The sequence below is a fragment of the Dietzia sp. 2505 genome, from assembly GCF_040546785.1.
GTDB lineage: Bacteria > Actinomycetota > Actinomycetes > Mycobacteriales > Mycobacteriaceae > Dietzia.
The window spans coordinates 182,083-201,628 of the sequence record NZ_JBEPON010000005.1 but is presented as its reverse complement, the minus strand read 5'-3'; the positions used below and the strand labels follow the sequence as shown (position 1 = coordinate 201,628).

At 63.1% G+C, this 19,546-nt stretch carries 13 protein-coding genes and 1 tRNA gene; 2 read left to right on the top strand and 12 right to left on the bottom strand.

Annotated elements, in window-relative coordinates; all coding sequences use genetic code 11:
* Window positions 1–361 precede the first annotated feature (361 nt).
* On the bottom strand, window positions 362–1,897 hold the full coding sequence (locus ABIE38_RS11660) for a TIR domain-containing protein (RefSeq protein ID WP_354056420.1): 1,536 nt from the start codon (window positions 1,895–1,897) through the stop codon (window positions 362–364).
* Window positions 1,898–2,483: 586 nt separating this feature from the next.
* On the opposite strand from ABIE38_RS11660, the gene ABIE38_RS11655 reads away from it, so the two are divergent.
* The gene (locus ABIE38_RS11655) at window positions 2,484–4,214 is read left to right on the top strand and encodes a DNA/RNA helicase domain-containing protein (RefSeq protein WP_354056418.1); all 1,731 of its coding nucleotides are present in this window, start codon (window positions 2,484–2,486) and stop codon (window positions 4,212–4,214) included.
* Window positions 4,215–4,220: 6 nt separating this feature from the next.
* On the opposite strand, the gene ABIE38_RS11650 is transcribed toward ABIE38_RS11655, so the two are convergent.
* The 9 genes from ABIE38_RS11650 to ABIE38_RS11610 form a co-directional block, all read right to left on the bottom strand.
* Window positions 4,221–4,294, bottom strand: a tRNA-Leu gene (locus tag ABIE38_RS11650).
* Between the two features lie 55 nt (window positions 4,295–4,349).
* A complete protein-coding gene (locus ABIE38_RS11645; protein WP_354056549.1) occupies window positions 4,350–5,276 on the bottom strand; it encodes a Ppx/GppA phosphatase family protein in 927 nt (308 codons plus the stop codon).
* An 80-nt stretch (window positions 5,277–5,356) separates the two neighbouring features.
* Window positions 5,357–5,908 carry a DUF501 domain-containing protein gene (locus ABIE38_RS11640; protein ID WP_182645219.1) on the bottom strand — a complete coding sequence of 184 codons (552 nt, stop codon included), beginning with the start codon at window positions 5,906–5,908 and terminating at the stop codon, window positions 5,357–5,359.
* Complete coding sequence (locus ABIE38_RS11635; protein WP_354056416.1) at window positions 5,905–6,534, bottom strand: FtsB family cell division protein; 630 nt, start codon at window positions 6,532–6,534, stop codon at window positions 5,905–5,907. Before ABIE38_RS11635 ends, ABIE38_RS11640 begins: the two co-directional genes overlap by 4 nt.
* Window positions 6,535–6,773: 239 nt before the next feature.
* Complete coding sequence (gene eno / locus ABIE38_RS11630; protein WP_354056414.1) at window positions 6,774–8,051, bottom strand: phosphopyruvate hydratase; 1,278 nt, start codon at window positions 8,049–8,051, stop codon at window positions 6,774–6,776.
* Between the two features lie 502 nt (window positions 8,052–8,553).
* On the bottom strand, window positions 8,554–9,651 hold the full coding sequence (locus ABIE38_RS11625; RefSeq protein ID WP_354056412.1) for a 5-methylcytosine restriction system specificity protein McrC: 1,098 nt from the start codon (window positions 9,649–9,651) through the stop codon (window positions 8,554–8,556).
* A 1-nt stretch (window position 9,652) separates the two neighbouring features.
* Window positions 9,653–11,440 (bottom strand): AAA family ATPase, encoded by a 1,788-nt coding sequence (locus ABIE38_RS11620; RefSeq protein WP_354056410.1) that lies wholly within the window; start codon window positions 11,438–11,440, stop codon window positions 9,653–9,655.
* Window positions 11,441–12,458: 1,018 nt separating this feature from the next.
* Window positions 12,459–13,064 (bottom strand): MDR family NADP-dependent oxidoreductase, encoded by a 606-nt coding sequence (locus ABIE38_RS11615; RefSeq protein ID WP_354056409.1) that lies wholly within the window; start codon window positions 13,062–13,064, stop codon window positions 12,459–12,461.
* On the bottom strand, window positions 13,061–13,342 hold the full coding sequence (locus tag ABIE38_RS11610; RefSeq protein ID WP_354056407.1) for a hypothetical protein: 282 nt from the start codon (window positions 13,340–13,342) through the stop codon (window positions 13,061–13,063). The genes ABIE38_RS11615 and ABIE38_RS11610 overlap by 4 nt, the downstream gene beginning before the upstream one ends.
* A gap of 197 nt (window positions 13,343–13,539) precedes the next feature.
* Between ABIE38_RS11610 and ABIE38_RS11605 the strand changes: the two genes are divergently transcribed.
* A complete protein-coding gene (locus ABIE38_RS11605; protein WP_354056405.1) occupies window positions 13,540–15,294 on the top strand; it encodes a DEAD/DEAH box helicase family protein in 1,755 nt (584 codons plus the stop codon).
* Window positions 15,295–16,023: 729 nt separating this feature from the next.
* On the opposite strand, the gene ABIE38_RS11600 is transcribed toward ABIE38_RS11605, so the two are convergent.
* Window positions 16,024–17,679 carry a UvrD-helicase domain-containing protein gene (locus ABIE38_RS11600; protein WP_354056403.1) on the bottom strand — a complete coding sequence of 552 codons (1,656 nt, stop codon included), beginning with the start codon at window positions 17,677–17,679 and terminating at the stop codon, window positions 16,024–16,026.
* Window positions 17,676–19,301, bottom strand: a complete 1,626-nt coding sequence (locus ABIE38_RS11595; protein WP_354056402.1) for an ATP-dependent nuclease — start codon at window positions 19,299–19,301, stop codon at window positions 17,676–17,678. The genes ABIE38_RS11600 and ABIE38_RS11595 overlap by 4 nt, the downstream gene beginning before the upstream one ends.
* Window positions 19,302–19,546 lie beyond the last annotated feature (245 nt).

Below are 19,546 nucleotides of genomic sequence, written 5' to 3'. Positions count from 1 at the left end.
GCACCTGTTGTCCAGGGCCACGTCCACAACCGCCCTCTTCAGGCTCCGGACGGCGCTGAGCCCCCCATCCGCTATCGACCACTCGCGGCGGCCGGTAGCTGCAGCGACCGCCCCACACCACGGCACCGCCGACTATAAGACCTATGCCATTAAGCGGTCGAAATGGCCACAGTTAATCCGCGCCAAGCACTATCTTCGAGCATTCTTCCCCTACATTCTACTGCCTGCATTCTGCGATCGAAGACTAGTCATCCTTCGGACGTTACGATGGTCCATAAATTGACGCGTCGAGGCTCACAGCCCCAGCGATGATTAGATCGCATCCAGTGAGTCTACCGACGATCAATTACGCTGGCCAAGGTCACTCCGGGAGTGGCAGGCGGGAGAGTTTATCTTGCACCAAATCAGCTACCTCGGAAACACTTTCACTATTAAGAGCGAGGTGGCCAACCGTAGCGGGGAGACCGACAATACTAGGCGACTCGTCGCCGATTACGACCGGCAGCAAGTACTCGCCGGTCCGCTTTTTTGAAGCAGTCTTCCCGACTTCGAACTCAAAAACAGTCCAGTCCTTTTCCGGGTAATAGTCGGACAGGCAGATCACCATAAACTGGGCATCCTGGCTGTAGATCTTCTGCAACTCTGCCCTAAGATCTTTTCCCCAAAGAATCCCCTTCTGGTCGAAATCGTAAAATACTTCGAGGCCCCTCGAGGTCAACTCATTCACGAGCTCGACTACGATTTCGCGATTTTCCCCGGCAAAAGACACTGCTACGTCATATTCGTAGCCGACGCGTCTAATATTGACCTGGGCCCTTACCTTAGCAAAATCTAGATGGTCGAGATAAAACCTAAAGACCGGATCGTCGATTGTGAGGGTGTCGTTTTCATAAATTAGCACGTCGCTTAGACCGTGCTCTTCAATAACCTTTGGAAGGTTATTCATAGCCCGATAGAAGCTGTTTCGAATCTGAGTTTTCTTACTTGCATCCTTGCTGCCAACCACCTTGTGGTAGAGTTCATCCTTCGATGTTTGCTCCTTTCCATTTGCGGCGATCTGCTCGACAATCCTGAAATATGTATCATGCACAGACCTCGCCTGCCGACGGCCCCTCGCTAGATTAACCGTCTTCGCCAGGTACCGGCCATCATATTGATGTACAACGGACTCGCGGATGAGTGGCAATTCGATCTTGACTTCTTTGGCCTCGGCCTGCGTCGCGAGCACTTCTGCATCAACACATGCAATCCGGCATATTGCCTGGAAAATTGACGGCGAGCCCTGCGCAGCCCTAATCGCCGTTGCTTTCCCCTCGTCATCAATTGTTATATTCAAGGCGCTCTCCCCCAACCCGACGAGTTGCAACATGAAGTCATCTGACTGAGTTCCAAGCCTCCAAACATCATTCCGGATCGCAAGCTCGGGATCTTGGCCGAGAATTTCATCGCTTGTCTTGGCGATGCCAACCATGAAGAAGCGAATCCCTTTTTCGTGCCAGAGTTTTAACTGGGACGCCAATTCCATCCGCGCTTTAAGGTGAAGATGATGCACGTCATCAATGAAAACTAGGTCGAAAACCCGAAGCCATTCTTCCACTTGTCCAATTTCGGGTTCGACCCCAAACTCGAGGGACAAGACCTCCAGTATGCTCTCAATTTGATTGTAGGTTCTTCCGCTAAAAGAATGAACCTTACTCGCGCCTAGGCCGAGCTTGACAAGCGACCGATAAGCAACAGTCGATTTCCCGCTACCAGAAGGCCCCACCAACGTCACGTGTTTACCGGCGGTAGCAAGCGACCCAACAATTTGCTTCGCTTCTCGGGGTGCAACATATGTCACCTCAGGAAGACCTGCCTCATTGAAAACTTCAGCGAGCCTGTGTTCTGGAATTACCATTGACTTTCCTTCCTGCCGCAGAAGTGGAAATTAAGAACAGCAAACTGCCACCTCTGTCGGATTCTAATCCAAATACTTGCGCATTCCCTCGTTTGGGCCAACTGAGGCTATCTCCGCTTCAAACTACACGTCTCAATCCTATTGGATACACTCCCTTACGGCTGCTCGGTGGCGCACGAATAAGACTAGAGGCTTCAAGTTTCGTCAGCAGTTGACTGATGTTCATCTTAGACCAGCCTCGGCATGCGTGGACGCATGATCGACTTGAAAGCGATGTGCATTCGAAGTCGGCTTCGTGCCCCCTGTCCCGATCTTCCTCACGGCGCGGCGGAGCCGGTAATCCGGACCACGCGTTCGGAATCAGTTATTCTCAGTCCATCAGCCGCTCGGGCCTGACAGTACGAGTCCTAACCGACGAGTCTCCAAATCCGAACGGGCAGTTCGTCATGCCCTTGGAGATTCTTTCGTGCCGCTCGTCCGACTTTCGGTGTCCGCTGCTGCAGCTCGTATTGCAGCAGGGTCGCTCACTGCCGCCCTCGTCGATCAGTTCGCCCACCGTATGGGACACAGACCTAGTCCCCCCGAAGTGAAGTCGTGGGAGCACAGCATCCCAGCGCTTATCGGCGACCTCCAGGATGCAGGCCTCGGAGAAGTCGAGATCCTTCTCGAATACCAGCTCCCGCTCACGAGCAAGCGAGCCGACGCCGTTCTATGCGGCGTGCACCCAAAGAGCGGCGAGGACTCGTATGTCGTCATTGAACTGAAGCAGTGGGGCCACGCGATCCCTGTCGACGGCACCGATGATGTCGTCTTCGCAGAGGGATTCGATCAGTTCCGGCTACACCCGATTGAGCAGGTTCGTCGATACTGCGAGCATCTGAGTGACTTCCTCGCCACGTTCGAGGGCGAGGACCGACAGCTCTCTGGTGCCGCCTACCTGCACAACGCTAAGGACGAAGCCGTCTCTGGTCTGTTCATGATGCCGCCCAGCCAACAGGGCCAACTTTTCACCGCATCCCGACGGTCCGAATTCCTAGAGTTCCTCAAGTCGCGCCTTGCGGCAACCCCCGGCGCAGATGCGGCTGATCGACTCATGAATTCTGCTGTTCGACCGAGTAAGCAGCTGCTCGCCCTAGCTGCGGACGAAGTGCAGCGCCGCGAGCAGTTCGTCCTCCTCGACGAACAGAAGGTCGCCTATTCTATGGTGATGCGTGCGGTCGACGAAGCGCGAAAGTCGAACAACAAGCAAGCCGTCATCATCACGGGCGGACCGGGGTCGGGAAAGTCAGTCATTGCCTTGAGCTTGATGGGCGAGCTGTCCCGACAGGGACGTTCAGTACTCCACGCAACGGGGTCGTCGGCTTTCACGCAGACGCTCCGCAAAGTTGCCGGGGATCGTGCGCCCCGGGTCAAGAAGATGTTCACCTACTACAACCAGTTCATTGATGCCGAGAAGAACGGGATCGATGTCCTGATCAACGATGAGGCGCATCGCGTCAAGGAAACATCGACGAACCGATGGACTCCAGCCGTGAAACGGACAGGTAGACCACAGGTCGAGGAACTGATCGATGCTGCAAGGGTTCCCGTGTTCCTCCTTGACGAGCACCAGGTAGTCCGTCCGGGAGAGCGCGGGACCGTCGCTGAGATCGAGAGCGCTGCTCTGAACATGGGATGCGAAATAGTTCGCGTAGACCTCGATGCCCAATTCCGTTGCGGTGGGAGTCGGTTGTACGAGAGCTGGGTCCTTCACCTACTCGGCCTCGAAGGCGACGGACCGATTCAGTGGACCGGTGACGAGGCTTTCGAGCTCACAACTGCCGAGGGTCCGTCCGCCCTGGAGGACCGCCTCGCCGGTCTCATGCACCGTGGTTACTCCTCAAGGATCTCTGCCGGATACTGCTGGGACTGGAGCAAGCCAGGAGCGGATTATCTCTTTCCGGATGTCCAGATCGGAGACTGGAGTAGGCCGTGGAACAATCCGAATGACACCAAGGTCGGGGACGCGCCCGGGCGGCCTTACTGGGCCAGTGATCCAGCGGGGTTCGATCAAGTGGGATGCATCTACACCGCGCAAGGCTTCGAGTATGACTATTCGGGAGTCATCATCGGCCCGGACCTCGTGTGGAGGACAGACCGCTGGGTGGCTAGGCGCGAGTACAGCCACGACAATCAGGTGAAGAAGGCTGATCTGCCAGACTTTGAGCGCGCGATCAAGAACACCTACAAGGTGCTACTGACGCGCGGGATGCGTGGCACTTTCGTCCACTCAACTGACCCGGAGACCCAGGCACACCTTGAATCGCTCATCGTCTAGTAGGCGTGCCCCCAGTCGGACTCGAACCGACACTTGGACGGTTTTAAGCCGTCTGCCTCTGCCAATTGGGCTATGGGGGCTTACCGGCCCCGCCTGGGCGGGGCCTGGTGGCGCGCAGGTCGCCGGGGGGCCGGTCTAGCCGGCCAACCGGCTCAGCACTGACATCGCGATTCCGTCCAGGATGTCTTTCTCACTCACCGTGAGCTCGGTCAACCCGGCGCGCTCTGCCATCACATCACACAGCTCCTGGACCACCAGCGATCCCCCGCCGATCACGTCCGCGCGGCCCGGGTGCATCGGCCCCATGCTGCGGCGCTCGGTGACGGACGACGCCACCAGGTGGTCGCAGACCTCACGCATCTGCTTCAGCGAGATCACGCTGCCGTGGATCCGCTCGGCGTCATACTCCCCCATCCCCTGCGCCAACGCCGAAAGCGTCGTGAAAGTGCCAGCCACGCCCACCCAGCGTGCAGCCCGGCCGACGGGGACGTCGCCAGCCTCGGCCAGTGCGTCGGCGATCACGGTGCGGGCGTCGGTGATCTCGGCCTCGGTGGGCGGGTCAGAGTGCAGCACCCGCTCGGTGAGGCGAACGCAGCCCACGTCGAGGCTGCGAGCCCCGAGGATCTGGACCTCGCCGCGGACGATCTGGCCCACCACGATCTCCGTGGACCCGCCGCCGAGGTCGGTCACCACGAACGGCCCCTCGGACGGGTCGAGGTCGATCACCCCGCCGGCGAAGGTCAACTCGGCCTCGGTCTGGCCGCTGATCACCTCCGCGACTGCACCCGGGAAGTGCTTACATAGCACCTCGGCGGTCATGTCGAAGAACTCGTCCTTGTTAGAGGCGTCGCGGGTGGCGGAGGTGGCGACCATTCGCACCGACTGCACACCGAGCTCATTCATGGTTTCGGTGTAGTCGGTGAGCGCGGTGCGGCACCGACTTATGGCTTCTGTCGAGAGCCTGCCGGTGGCGTCGACGCCCTCACCCAGCCGGATGATCCGCATCTCCCGGGTGACGTCGGTGAGCCCCGGCTTCCCGGGCACTCCCTCAGCCACGAGCAGGCGGATTGAGTTGGTGCCGCAGTCCACTGCTCCCACACGAACAGCGCCACCCCGGACAGCGCCGTCGGGAGCAGCCGCGGTCACTCCTGCTCCTGCGCGTAGTAGTCGGGCACGCCCAGTTCCTCGGGCGTGGGCCAGTCCTCGGGCAGCGCGTTGCCGCGCAGCCCGGCCTCGCAGGCCAGTGCCACGGACTCGTCGCCCAGCCACACCACGCCCGGCCCCTCGGCCAGCGCGTACGCCATGAGCACGTGCAGGCACTTGACCCGCTCGGGCATGCCGCCACCGGAGAAGTCGGTACCGAGGTCCTCTATCTCATTGCGCTGGGACAGGTACCGCTCATGTGCCTGGGTGTAGTTAAGCGCCATCTCGGGGTCGGCGGTCAACCTCGTCGTCATCCCCCTCATGATCCCCGCGGATTCCTGGCGGCTCGCCTCGGCGGTGAGCCGCGGATCGGTGAGGTAGTACAGCGTCGGGAACGGGGTGCCGTCCTCCAGGCGCGGCGCGGTCTTGACCACCCCGGGCCTGCCGTCAGGGCTGCGGTAGGACACCTCCAGCACCCCGCGCGGCGGCCGGCCCAGCTGGGCCTCGATCGCCTCGAGATCGTCACTGGACACGCTGTGTTCGGCGCTCACGCTGGGGGGTCCTCCTGTGGTTGGGGTTGCGGGGTGTCGCCGCCCGGGGTCTCGACGCCGAGATTCCCGCGTCGGGGATCGACCGGAACGGCCGGGGTGTCAGGGCCGCCGGGGATGCTGGTGCCCTGGAGTACCGACGACCCCTCCGGCATGATCGGCTCGGCGGGCACGGAGATCGAGTCCCACACCCGCGTCTGCCACGGCAGCGCCGCCAGCTCGGCCGCCCGCTGCTCGGCCGCCGCCTGCTCCACCGGATCCACCGGGCTCACCCGGTACGGGGTCTCCCCCGGCTTGACGGCGCCGAAGCGGATGCGGGCCTGCTGCTCGATGTACGCCGGGTCGGCGAGCAGCTGCTCCTCGGCCTCGAGCTCGGCGATCGTGGCCTGCAGCGCGGCCCGCTCCTGCGCCACCGCCTTTTCGTCCGAGAGGAACTGGTAGTGATTGCGCAAGGGGAACGACACCGTGACCAGCAGAATGATGGCGACGACGGCGAGGAGACCGATCCGCCGAGGCGTGTAGTTCCGCGGGCCCAGCACGGTGTCCGAGAGATCGGTCCGCGTGGTGAGCCGGTGGGCCTCCGGATGCGCGGTCGAGCCCACCTTGCCCGAGCGAGCCGAGGCGGGCACCGGCCGGTCCCGCTCCCGGTTGGGCGTGCGCCGCTGAGGAGTCTGCCGACGGGTGGGGTCGACAGGAGACTCACCGCGGGTGCGACCCCGCTGCGGGGCTCGGCGGATGGGCCCCGACGCCTCCCCGGGACGCCGGGACGACGACCGATCGCGGCCGTCGCCCCGGCGATCAGAAGGGCGCGGTGGGCGAGCCATGAGCCCTCCTCTCGACTACGTACCCGGGTTGCGCGTTGCCCGTGTCAGGCGGTGAAGCGCGGGAAGGCACCGGCACCGGCGTAGCGGGCGGCGTCCCCGAGCATCTCCTCGATGCGCAGCAGCTGGTTGTACTTGGCCACGCGCTCCGAGCGGGCCGGGGCGCCGGTCTTGATCTGGCCGCAGTTGCAGGCCACCGCGAGGTCGGCGATGGTTGTGTCCTCGGTCTCGCCCGACCGGTGCGACATCATCGAGGCGTAGCGGTTGCGGTGCGCCAGCTCGACGGCGTCCAGCGTCTCGGTGAGCGTGCCGATCTGATTGACCTTGACCAGAAGCGCGTTGGCCGCGCCCTTGGCGATGCCGTCGGCAAGGCGCTGGGGGTTGGTGACAAAGAGGTCGTCGCCCACGATCTGGACCTTGTCGCCGATCATCTCGGTGAGGGTGGTCCAGCCCTCCCAGTCGTCCTCGTCGAGCGGGTCCTCGATGGAGACCAGGGAGTAGTTGGCTACCAGATCGGCGTAGACGTCGGCCATCTCGGCGGCGGAGAGCTGCTTACCCTCGAAGTGGTACTTGCCGTCCTTGTAGAACTCGGTGGCCGCGACGTCCAGCGCGAGCGCTACATCGGTGCCGAGGGTGTACCCGGCCTTCTCGATGGCCTCCACGATCACGTCGAGCGCGGCCTTGGTGGAGTCCACCGACGGGGCGAAGCCGCCCTCGTCGCCCAGGCCCGTCGACAGGCCCTTTTCCTTGAGCACAGCCTTGAGGTGGTGGTACACCTCGGCGCCCATGCGCAAAGCCTCACGGAACGTGGGCGCGCCGATGGGGGCGATCATGAACTCCTGCACGTCCACGCCAGAGTCGGCGTGGGCGCCGCCGTTGAGGATATTCATCATGGGCACGGGCAGGACGTGCGCGTTGGCGCCGCCGATGAAGCGGTACAGCTCCAAGCCGGCGGCCTCGGAGGCGGCGCGGGCCACGGCGAGCGAGACGCCCAGGATCGCGTTGGCTCCGACATGGGACTTGTTGTCCGTGCCGTCGGCGTCGAGGAGGGCCTCGTCGACCAGGCGCTGCTCCTCGGCGGGGATGCCGATGACGGCCGGCGCGAGCACGTCCAGCACGGCCTCGACGGCCTTGGTGACGCCCTTGCCCAGGTAGCGGTCGTCGGAGTCGCGCAGCTCCACGGCCTCGTGGGCACCGGTCGAGGCACCCGAGGGCACCGCGGCACGCCCGAACGAGCCGTCGTCCAGAAGCACCTCTACCTCAACGGTGGGGTTGCCTCGCGAATCGAGGATCTCCCGGGCTCCGACCTGCTCGATAAGCGCCATCTGTGCTCCTTGGGGAAGTTCGTGGATCGTGTCTGGGTGGGCACCGCGCTGGGTGGTTGCAGTACCGGGGGCCATTGTTCCACGTCGGTCTACAGGGCGGGCCGAGGCTGCGCCGGGGGCGCTCGCTCAACCCCCTCGCGGGTTGCGCGTCCCATACGAATGGTCCCGGCCCGGATGCGCGCCCGGACTGGTCCATTCCGAGCGCCATACGCAAGTGAAGCAACCGCTCGTTCTCTGCCAGCATCTTGAAGTTGAGCCTCAAGAGGCGTCTGCCAATCGCCTGCCCGTACAACCTCACGCCTGTGCGACTTACAGCTCAGCGCCAGCCCCTCGGACGATCACGGTAGTCAGAGCCGCAGCAACTGCGGCGTTGTACTCGATATGCCACAAATGCGGCGCTCGCCGGTCTCGGTGGGCAGTCGCACTGGCGGTGGTTAACATCGCGCTGGCGCGAGGATCAAATGCGCAAGTCGCTCGCATATCATCGAACCTGGAGTATCGCTTATTGGACAACTCGATTCTGGAGCCCGATTGATAACGCCGACATGAGTGCGGTTCGAATCTCACTCGGCTGCGACGAGAGATCAATTTGGCGGACACTAAAAGGGATGCCGTCGATCACAAAATCGAGATCGCGTCCGGACGAGCTATCGACGAGTGCACCAAGCAACAGCGCGCGAGTACGCCCGTCGAATTCGCGGCTGAACACCGAGGCGTAGGAGTACAATTGGCGCAGGTAGCCAGGCTCAAGCATTACTTTGCCATGACGCTTAACGAAGATCGGAGCGAACTTGCATTCGACCACTGTCTGATAGTCGGCTCCGCGAATCAGCACGTCGACGTTTAGGTGGGGCAAAAATGCGAGCGCTGTCGTATCGCCTTTGGCGGGCCATGCCTTGGACCTAGCGCGGACCGTATGGCCGCTCGCCCCGAGATGGTGTCGGAAAAACCCACGCACAGCCTTCTCGAAAAGGTCTCGAAGGGCACGCTCGTTACGCAGGATCGAGGGCAAATCGTTCGTGCCGGATGAGTGCTCAGGTGAACACATATTTCTCACCAGAATGCTCATCGCCATTAGCTTCCGGTCCGGCTGGTCGTAGTGACCGTACTGTTCTTTAGAAACCTCTGCCGGAGTCGGATCTACGGATAAAACGCCGTTGCGTTCGAGCATCTGGGCTGTCGTAAGACATCGACGACTCACACCCTCCGACTGCGCAGCGCGCGCCGCCCGGCGGAGGGTGACGAGCATGAATCGGTACCTGGGAAGGTCAACAGTTTGCTCCTCGTATCGGCACTGAATTCTTCCGGATTCCATGAGCCGACCCCTCGCTGTGCGAAGGTGGTCGATACGCCCCCGGACTCGAGTAAGCGGCTCACTTTTCCTTCGATATCCGCGGGCTAGCATTAGCCGCACGCGTATCTCTACTTGAGCTGCCAATACATCAGCTAGGGCGTCAAGCAAGTCGTTATCCCGCTCGCCGCTGGCCAGCTTCTCTTTCTCCGCGGCTGTTAGCACATCTAGGAGATCGGACGCGTAGAGGAGCAGGAACCACACGCTTCGTACATTGATCCGTGTGGAGCCATCACCCGCCGTGAACATGTCAGAACGCTGCAAGGAGCTGGCCGGTTATTTCCTTGACCGTATCCGGGTCATCGTGCCAATACTCCGCCAATTGTGGAGCGACCGACGTCTGCACCACCGAGCGGAACCACGGTTCGAACTCACTCGCTTCTTTCTCTGCGGTGAAGTAGGAGTGGCCGATCCGAAAAGATGGTCCGAGAGTTCGGTCGGCTGCGATTCGGCGATTCATATCGTTAACGCGTTGTGCCGCTACATTGATGTGGACTTTCGGCTCGGCGCGGAAGCGCGAACTTAAGTGCTTCTTCCATTGTTCGTTCAGCTGAGGTTCGAGTTCAAAGAAGGCGAACCGCCGACGAAGGGCGAAGTCCACCAGTGCCAGCGATCTATCGGCGGTGTTCATGGTCCCAATAACGTAGAGGTTCTCGGGCAGCCAGAAGTCCTCCTCATCCTCGAGCATGTAAGTCAACTCGAGAGCATCCGCCTCGGTACGCTTGGTCCGCTCAAGTAGCGTGAGCATCTCACCGAGAGCCTGTGCGGGATTTCCACGATTGAACTCCTCGATGATCATCACGTGCGGGATATCCGGATACTCCCGTGCACGCTCAGCGTGTTGGAGGAGGGGGCCGTCCACCAGCGTGAGTTGGCCGTCCCCCCCGGGTCGCCATCCGCGCACGAAGTCCTCGTACGATGTCCCGGGATGGAACTGCACTGTGCGTACGGCGTCGTTGAGCTTCCGGCCGATCAGAGCAAAGGCCAGGCGCTTTGCAAGCCACGACTTCCCCGTACCCGGAGGCCCTTGCAGAATTACATTGCGAGTCGCCGCCCACCGCTCGACTATTGCTCGGAGATCCTCGGTCGGATGAAAGGCGCCGTCCTCGACGATCGACTGGATTGTGTATTCCGCGACGTCGTCTTCGTCGATCAACCCTCCGCCGTCTTCATCCTCCTCATCTTCCTCGTCATCTCGCCAGAATAAGGCAAGTGGCCTGTTGTAAAAATCCGGGGTTTCTCCAGAGCCTGAAGTCATCCACTCGCGAAGTGCAGCGAGATCGACATCGAAATCTCCCGAGGGTTGCCGGTTCGTTACCTCCGGGTAGAACGCCTCGACAATCGCTTGCTTGTGCCACTCCGCGACGATCGGTAAGAAAAACTCTGGATGCCCCATGTATACGAGAGACCCACGCAGAGACGGCTCAGGCGTACCCGGCGCGTTCCTTACGACCTCGCGCCATGCCAGGGGCTCGGCATAGGCGGTATCAAGCTCGTCCTCTGAGAGCGTTCGGAGGTAGCGCACGAACTGGATAAGCAGCGACAACTGGAAGTAGCGCCGCACACCGTAGGCCGTCCCGCCGTTAAACACCGGAGAGTCGAAAGCCTCCAAAATCCCCGGCGGGATCGCGTAGCTTCCCGCCGCATCCCGCAAAACCCGGTTGATATTCCGAATCTTCGTTTCCTTGCGAAACTGTGTGATTGGCAACATTTGGAGCAAAAAGATCTCGGCAAACAATACTCGGACGTCGTCATCAGCGCCCTCGAGTTGCCCATCGAGTTTGGTGAAGAATGACTCGCCGGAGGCGTCGGGCTGTTTAACGAACCTCTCAACAAGCGCCTCTATGTTCGCGTCAGTCCAGACATCCCGGTCCGTGAGTACCGACCCACCGTTCCTAACGAGCGACAGGAGCTTGCGCGCTTCTCGTCTTACCGGGCCGTCGTAATCGATCACAGAGAACTGTGGAACCTCTGCCTCGATCGAGCCCCGGCTGCCGGAACTCCCGGCCTGTGGCTTCGCGTTGATGTGGTCCAGCATGGTCTCCCCCACGGCTAGCTCTGAATCTAACTGGGCTCGCAATTGCCCTGCCCGAATATCGTTCGACTAAAATGACCTCTCAACGTTTCGCAACCTGCGCTAATCGGAAGTCTCCACCGACGCTACAGGCCGCTACAACTGCGAGTGCGCAATTCCGGTGGACGCCCACGGGAGTGCAACGAATTTGTCAGCTTCCCCCGCTGTGTCCGGTAACGGGCGATTGTCGAGCTCACTTATTGGACCGCACTTCTCAGCGCGGGTGCCTACCGAAACGGTGGCGCCGTCGGGCGCAAGCGGCAACTCACCCCAATTGGTGCTGAGATCATGGATGATTGGGCAGCGCCACGATCGCACTGCCGGGGCCCGATGGGACGATCCTGAGCATCGATTTCGTGAAGCCCGTGTCCGCGTCCGTCTTGGGGTTCGCATGGAGTAAGCCAGATCCGAGCGACGTCTCCTTACCCCGGCTGCAGTGTGACTACACGGACGCCGCGGCACGGTCGATCACAGGGACGGTCGCCACACCGAGGGTTTGGCCGATGCCCGTGGGTAGCTGCACTTCCCCGAAACACGCCCGACTGAAGTCGGCGCACCGGCAATCCCACCGCAGCACCGCGTCGTGTGTCGCGGATTCCACGATCCAGGCAATCATTCGGGCCTGCATCGGGGCGAGCTGGTACCTGCCCTCGGCGTTCACGGTCTCGATTCCGTCGGGCAGGTCGTCGACCCAGTCGGCGTCGCGGTATTCAGGGCCACGCGCACGTCCGCAAGCCTGGCCTCGGGACGGGGCGTCCGGACGTTCTCGGCGATGATGGTGGCGAATGAGTGCGCCTGTTGCAAGACATGGTGATGGCCTGCCGCACGGCGAGCGAGTCGGCATCGGACAGCGCCACCCCACCCGTGCATGCGCCGCGGTCCAACGCGAGGTCGTCCGCCGCACGCTCTCTGCTGGCGGGCACCGCCGTCAACAGCAGACCGCCACCAGCGGCCGACCTCGCCGTCGTCAGTTCTCGGCCTCTCAGCCCAGCGCCACCACGCACTTGCCCGTCGTCCGCTCGGAGAGCATGTCCACGATCGCCTGCGGCGCGGACTCCAGACCCTCGTACCACGCGAGGTCCAGGTTCAGGTCACCCGACCGCCACAGCTCCGCGAGGTGCTTCCTGGCCTCGGGCAGCCGGTCCGCGAAGGTACCCGCGAGGAAGCCGCGCAGATTGATGTCCTTGTTCGTGGCGTTGAAGAGGTTGTCGGGAGCGGCCGGCGGCTGGCCGTCGTAGCCGGCGATCGCGCCACAGAGGGCGACCCGGCCGAACGGGCGCAGGTGAGCCTTCAGGTGGTCTCCGCCGACGCTGTCGAAGTAGACGTCGATGCCCTCTGGTGCGAACTCACTGGGCGGCTCGTCCAGTCCATCGCGCCAGTTGAACGCCGCGTCGAGCCCGAGCACGTCTTTCAGGCAAGTGACCTTCTCGGCGCTACCGGCGCTGCCGATCACCCGGCATCCGTGTGCCTTGGCGAGCTGCGCTGCGACACTGCCCACCGCGCCGGCGGCCGCGGAGATCCACACGACGTCGTCGGGCTTGAGGGACGCCACCACGAACGTCCCCGCCCACGCGGTGAGGCCCGTCATCCCGAGCAGCCCGCCTGGAGCTCCGGCGGGCCCAGCTCGCGGTCCAGCTTGGACAGCGCCCCGGCCACGCCCAGAGCCTGGTTCTCCGGATCGACCAAGGCGCAGTCGCGGTATCCGAGGTCGTGGTGCACCAGGTCCCCGGGTGCGTACCCCTCCGCGTCCGACTCGACCACCTCACCGACCACCATCCCGGCGAGCGCCTCCCCCGGCTTGAGGGCCAGAATACGAACCACACCGCAGCCAGATTTCTGGCTGCGGCAGGCCCGTGTCGTCGTCATCGTCCTTTCTTCGTCCCCAACTCGCGGCCTCACCACGGCTCCCCATGCTCGCCCCGGCGGCCCGGCGGGTGAGCGCCAGCCGAAGCCAGCGGTGACGTACCCGGCCCCTACAGTGAGCCCGACCCCGCCAGGACCACCCAGGAGAACGCTGTGGACTCACCCGCCCTCGTCACTGCCCGAAATCGGGCAGCACTCTGATGGCGACCCGGTCCTCACGCTCAACGACCAAGAAGCGCAAGACGAGGTCCAGCCGGGCCAAGTCGTCCAAGAAGCCCAGCGCGGCGCGGGCTGTTCCGTCGACCCTTCCCGGCCAGCGGGTGTGGCTGCTGGAGCTCCCGTGGGGAGGACTGGGCGGCGGGACGCCAGCCGGGGTGACCTACTACAAGGCGCTCACCGCGCACGCCTACGTCGGTACCGCCCTGCCGAGCTCACTGGAGCCCTACGCCAGCAAGCCCTACTCCTACCTGCGGTGGCTGGAGGACGAGCTCAACGGCAGCGAGGGCCCGGGCGCGGCCGCTGCACCGATGACGCTGCGCCCGGAGCAACGCGCGGACGCGGACGCGATCGTCTCGGCTGCCGAGCGCGGATTTCGGCAGGTCCACCTGGCCAACGATGTGGGCACCGGCAAAACCCTGGTGGCGGTGGCTGCGGCGAAGGCCATCACGGCGATGCGCGGCGCACGCACCATCCTGGTGACGGTGGACCGGCCGGCGCGCATCACCATCCCGTCGTGGCGGCGCACCATCGCGGCCCTGGGGGACGACGACCTGCGGTGGATAATCATGTCCTCAGACAGCCTGGGCAAGCTCATGGCCCGGAACGGGCGCCCGCGGCTCAAGGTCGACGTGGCGGTGATCGACGAGGCCCACCAGTTCCGGCACGCCAGCAAGCGCACGAGCTACATGCGGCGGCTGACCCGCATGGACGGCCCGCACGACACGGCCCCGTTCGTGCTGACGATCACCGCCACCCCGGGCCACCACCCGGGCGAATGGGGCTACCTGTCGTCGCTGTACGCGCAGGTGCACGGCGATCCGCCAGCCCGGTGGGCGAACTTCGGGCGGACACTGGCCGAGCGGGGCGTGCCCCTGGAGACCTCCTACGGCAAGTGGACGTGGAACGCCGAGGCCAAGGAATCGCTGCCGATGCAGCAGGCCGCCATCAGCGACGTGCGAGACATGCTGCTGCGACACGATCCACCGCTGATGCTCACCCGGTCGGCGCCGTGGGGACCGCCTCCCTTCGATGTGGACCTGGTGGAGCTGACCCCGGACCAGTGGCGGGCCTACGAGCTGGAGTGGGGAGACTTCCAACGGGAGATGCAGCTGGCCAGGACGGGCAAGAACGTCGCCCGCGGGTTGGCTGCGCTGGTGCGGCTGCGCCAGAAGGCGTCGATGATCCGGGTCGAACACACGGTCGCGGCGGCCAAGGCCGAACTCGAGCGCGGCTACCAGGTGCTGATCGCCACCGAGATGGTGTCCACGGCCGCGCACCCGGTGGCCGAGCTGCTCGAGGCCGACGGGATCCCGGTCGCACGGATCTACGGCTCCAACCCGCAGGCCGAGTCCGAGCGGATGCGGTTCCAACGGGGCGAGGCGCCGGTGGTCGTGTTCAACACGCCCACCGCGATCAACCTGCAGGCGCGCGAGCAGTTCGCGGACGGCACGTTCGCGACTGCTGCCCCGCGGAGAGGCTTTTTCCACCAGGCCCGCTACTCGGGGCTCCTGGCCGAGCAGACGATGGGCCGCGCGCACCGGAATCATCAGGTGTGCGCCTGGTCGCTCCTGGCGGCGGCGGGCACGATCGAGGAGCGAGCGGGGACTGTGATGCTGTCCCGTCTCATCGCTTCGGCGACCAGCACCGATGCGGACTCCTCCACCTTCTCGGAGGTGGCCCGGGTGTTCGGTATCGACTGGATCCCCGCCGTCCGGCTGGCGGACGAGCTCGGCTAGGGGCACGTCTCTCACGCGCTCATTCAGCAACGAGCAGGCCAGCACCAGCGGCCGTCAACGCCCCCTACGCAGAATGGGCGCGCTGACATCGGGGCGCCCCCCCGAAATGACGCAAGGCTCGGTTCCCCTGAGGGAACCGAGCCTGTGTGCAGTAGTAGCCCTCGGTCAGATTCCCGAAATTAACTCCAGACGGGAATGTCGCAGGTCTGATGGACAACCGCCACCCCGACGACGACGGATCGCTGCCTCGGTGCACGCCGAAATGGTTAATATGTAAGCGCGAGGCGCCTCGTCGCGCGAAGTAGCCGACCAGGCCAGACTTAGCCGCACAGCGGAGCTGGACATCCTCGAGAATGAGGGTGTGCGCGTGCGACCCCGGGGGCACCAAGGGTAGCCGTCCTAAGCGCGCTCAGTATGGGCGTCTCGTGCTCATCAAAAAATCCAGACTGAAGGTACTGAGCCGAGTTTGGCAGGCAAGGCGGATGCTGCGCGCACACCCGTTGCGAGTCGAGAGATCGCGCCAGTCATGAGGGCTGATACTTCTTCTCGGCGGGCTCATCGTCATCGCGGTGCTTGTCGTGCAGGTCACCGGCACTGCTGCCATCATCGCCCGGCGCGGCTCATCGGTCGACCTGGATCGGCTCGAGGAGGGTGTCAAGCTGAGTCCGTAGCCAGGGTTTGATTTCTTGCTTCTGATTTTCTTATTCGGCCCGAATTGCGTCCCAGGTCTCAGTCGCATCCGGTGAGTCTACGGACGAAGTTCGGGACTGGCTGGCAGGCGCCGGCGATCGCCGACCACCACCTCGATGGGCCCTCGCGAAACGTTCGACCGTACCTGTTCGAGGTCTGCCGGGCGTGAGAGAGAAAGATCCCCCGTCTGGCCCGCGAGACCATCACCATGAGCACTCGCTGCTCCTCGAAAAGCTCCTCCGCGGTCTTGCTGTAGGTGCTCGGTACGTGGCCTTCTTCGAGTCCGACGACAAAGACCCAGTCGAACTGTTGGCCCTTGCCGGTGTGCGCATTCAGCACGTGCACACCCGGTTCGCTGGCGGAGGTGCCGCGAACGTCACGGATTCGCGACAGGACCTCTCGGAGATCTTCGCCCATGGATTCCATTCCCAGCAGTTGGTCACACGCGCTCTGGACGTCGTTCAGCGTTTCGAAGTCGGAGCTTCGTAGCGCAGCGGAGAGCCGCCTGAGCAAATCTTCGACCTGATCTCGATAGGCGAGCTCCGTGCGTATGTGGCGCGCCTGCCGTTTTAACATGCTGGCGACTTGGGGAGTGTCCAGGGCTATGTCCCAGTACTGCGGCTTGTGTCGTGCGCCGGCGAAAGCTCGTTCCAGTGCGGCACGTCGATACTCGGCGCGGCAGATGACGCCGATGCGGTCGTCGGGGTACTTGTCGGCGACGTAGTCGCTGAGTGCCACCACGCCCGCAGCTTCGACGGTATCGGTATCGAACGCGAGGGCGTAGGCGACGCCTCCGTTCTTCCAGCTGTCCGGCTCTGCGGCACGGAGGGCGGTGGCGCCGAGGTCTACTGAGAGCGCGTTGACAACCGAGAGCACCGCCGGCGATGAGCGAAAGGAGATGTCGAGGTCGATGCAGTGGTAGCCGTCGTCCTTAAGAGCGCTCAAAACCTCCATTGGCGCTGCGCCGGCCCAACCGAAGATGCCTTGGTATGGGTCACCGACATACATGGAGTTTGTCGAGGTGACGGCGCGTGCAATCTCGAACTCCTGCATGGTGAGGTCTTGGAACTCGTCTACCAGAACCGAGTCGTAGTGTTCACGGAACACCGCGGCGACGCACTCGTTGCGAAGGATCAACTGTGCGTGCCTCAGCAGATCTCCGTAGTCGAGGTAGCCGACCGATTGCCGTTCACGCTCGACCGCGACGGCTAGCTCGTTGCCTGAAGCCTCCAGTCGCTCGAGCAACTGCTGATCGTTGAACGGATTCCGTTTGGCCTCCTCAAGGGTCTCTCCGGCGCTCCGCTGCTCGCGCCAGTCGCTCGTGTGGCTGGCCAGAGTCTTCTTCATCCAGGTCTTGTTGGGGTAAATGACTTCGCCGCTGAGCCCGACTACATTGCCGTGAGCTTGGATGAGTCGTACGGCGAACTCGTGGAAGTTGACGACGTCGGTGGTGCGACGCGCACGCGACTCCCCCAATTGGGTGTTTAGACGTGCCCTGATGTTGTCGCGAGCTCGGTTGGTGAAGGTCAGGGTGAGGATCTTGCGTTGCGGCCGTACCAGTCCAGTCGCGAGCAGGTGGGCGGCTCGCATGGCCAGGACTTCAGTCTTCCCGCACCCGGGTGGGGCAAGAACCAGCAGATGGTCTTCGTCACCATCGACCGCAGCTTCCTGCGCGCCGACTGGGGCGGTGCTCATAGCCCAGTCGCAGCTACGAATTCAAGCAACCCCGACAGCGATTCGCTGGCATCGACGTGGTCGGCAGTCAGGATGGTAGCCACCGCACGTGCCGATGCCGTCTTGCGGCTGTCACCGGTTGTAATGAAGTCGGCGAGCTGCTCGTCGTCGAGGTCGTCGAGAGAGCTCACGCTGGCGGCTTGGCACAGGCCCTGCTCTCGCGCCACCCCCTCCTTGATGAGCACCTCGGTCAGCGTGGGCGCTCCGAGAGCGGCTGCATACTCGTGTTCGAGGTCTTTACGTGCAACGAAGAAGCCGACCTTGGGAAGGTTCTTCGGCTTCGACTTCAAGATGGTCGCCCAGGAATCTTCACGGTCTTCGTCGCACAGCCCGCACAGGTCGATGTCGAACCCCGTCGTGCCGAGGATCTTCGTGACGTGCTTGAACTTGTCAGCGCCGTCGAGTGCGAAGATCGAAACGCCCTCCCGATCGAGGCTGATGTCCTTGGCTGCGGCGGCGGCTTCAACGATGATGCGGTCAGCCAGGCCCTCAACGAGAAGGACTCGGCGGGCGGTGAGCGCTTCGAGCAGCTGTGGCGTCCACCAGGCGACCTGCTCCTTCTCCACGGCGGTGAAGTTATGGGCCGCGATTTGCTTGGCGCGTCTCTCGTGGCTGACCACAAGGACGTGCTTCGGCTCAAACTTCTGGATGACATACGGCGAGTGGGTGACGACCAGACGCTGCTGTGCAGAGTCGGCGAGAAGACCGGCAACTGTGCGTTGGCTGCTGGCGTGCAGGTGCATCTCCGGTTCGTCGATTGCGACCACGTTGGCGTTCTGTTGTGCGAGGTCGAAGAATGTCAGTGCCATCAGTTGCCGAAGCCCATCACTCTGCTCTACCAAGGACTTCAGAGCGTCTTGTTGTTTGAGGAACAAGGTGACGTCCTGCAAGGGGTCTTCTGCGGTGTCGACGGCGGTACGCAGCGCGAGTGCGTCCTTATCCAGCTTGCGTGGCAGGGAGCGCGACAGGTGCTGGGCAATGTCTTCTCGCAGTTGAGTCAGGGCGGGGTTGGCCTCGAGATCGGCGTGGAAGGAGTCCATGAGCGTCACGAGCGAGGTAGAGCCGTCACCGAGGTCGACCGCAGTGAGCATGGCGCGCAGCGGACTGTTCTTGCCGTCCATGAAGTCGACGGCCGTCGATCGGTTGGCTGGGAGGTAGCGCCATGCGATGACCTCGAGCTGGTCTCGAGACGGTGCGCGTCGGGTGCCGGCGCCGGGAAAGAATCGGTCGATGTCGACCTCTTTGTCGTCCTCCTCGGACACACGGACCTCGAGCTCGATGGTGAGTCGGGTTGGCTCGTCGTCCTCAAAGTGAACCTCATAAGGGAAGGAACCTGCTTCATGCAGGGACAGGTCGCCCAGGTCGACCGTAACTCGAAGCGGCGCCTCTGGGTCGCGTAGTTCTGCCGGCGACAGGGCAGAGTAGAGCTGCTGAACAGTCGCGCCAAGGAGCAGGTTGAGCAGCCGCAGCAGGGAGGACTTGCCGACGTCGTTGGCCCCAACGATGCACAGATGGTCGCGGACCTCGACCGTCATGTCCTCTAAGACGGCGTGATTGGCGATCTCGAATCGTGACAGGCGCATAGCCTCCCCTGCCGGCCTCGCGGGCCGAGCGGACCGCTCTGGTGAGTTTAGTCGGGTAGAGGAGGCTGTGTCCGGGGCTGTGCGCTGCTTCTTGGCAAGGTGCCACATCGCCGATTGCGATATGGCGTTTCGAGCCAGCTGACATCAGATGACCGGCGCGCTTGGTCAAGTCGCTGGTAAACCAGTGCCCGTCGTAGGCGACCTCGGCGAGAGGCACCCGGTCGGCCCCGCGGCCACGTCGAGCG

Bases quoted from the DNA above. Each gene is read 5' to 3' on its own strand.
- ABIE38_RS11620 (WP_354056410.1), bottom strand. From the start codon at position 11,440: ATGCTGGACCACATCAACGCGAAGCCACAGGCCGGGAGTTCCGGCAGC.
- ABIE38_RS11605 (WP_354056405.1), top strand. From the start codon at position 13,540: ATGGCGACCCGGTCCTCACGCTCAACGACCAAGAAGCGCAAGACGAGG.
- ABIE38_RS11625 (WP_354056412.1), bottom strand. From the start codon at position 9,651: ATGTTCACGGCGGGTGATGGCTCCACACGGATCAATGTACGAAGCGTG.
- ABIE38_RS11660 (WP_354056420.1), bottom strand. From the start codon at position 1,897: ATGGTAATTCCAGAACACAGGCTCGCTGAAGTTTTCAATGAGGCAGGT.
- ABIE38_RS11595 (WP_354056402.1), bottom strand. From the start codon at position 19,301: ATGCGCCTGTCACGATTCGAGATCGCCAATCACGCCGTCTTAGAGGAC.
- ABIE38_RS11610 (WP_354056407.1), bottom strand. From the start codon at position 13,342: ATGACGACGACACGGGCCTGCCGCAGCCAGAAATCTGGCTGCGGTGTG.
- ABIE38_RS11615 (WP_354056409.1), bottom strand. From the start codon at position 13,064: ATGACGGGCCTCACCGCGTGGGCGGGGACGTTCGTGGTGGCGTCCCTC.
- ABIE38_RS11600 (WP_354056403.1), bottom strand. From the start codon at position 17,679: ATGAGCACCGCCCCAGTCGGCGCGCAGGAAGCTGCGGTCGATGGTGAC.
- eno (WP_354056414.1), bottom strand. From the start codon at position 8,051: ATGGCGCTTATCGAGCAGGTCGGAGCCCGGGAGATCCTCGATTCGCGA.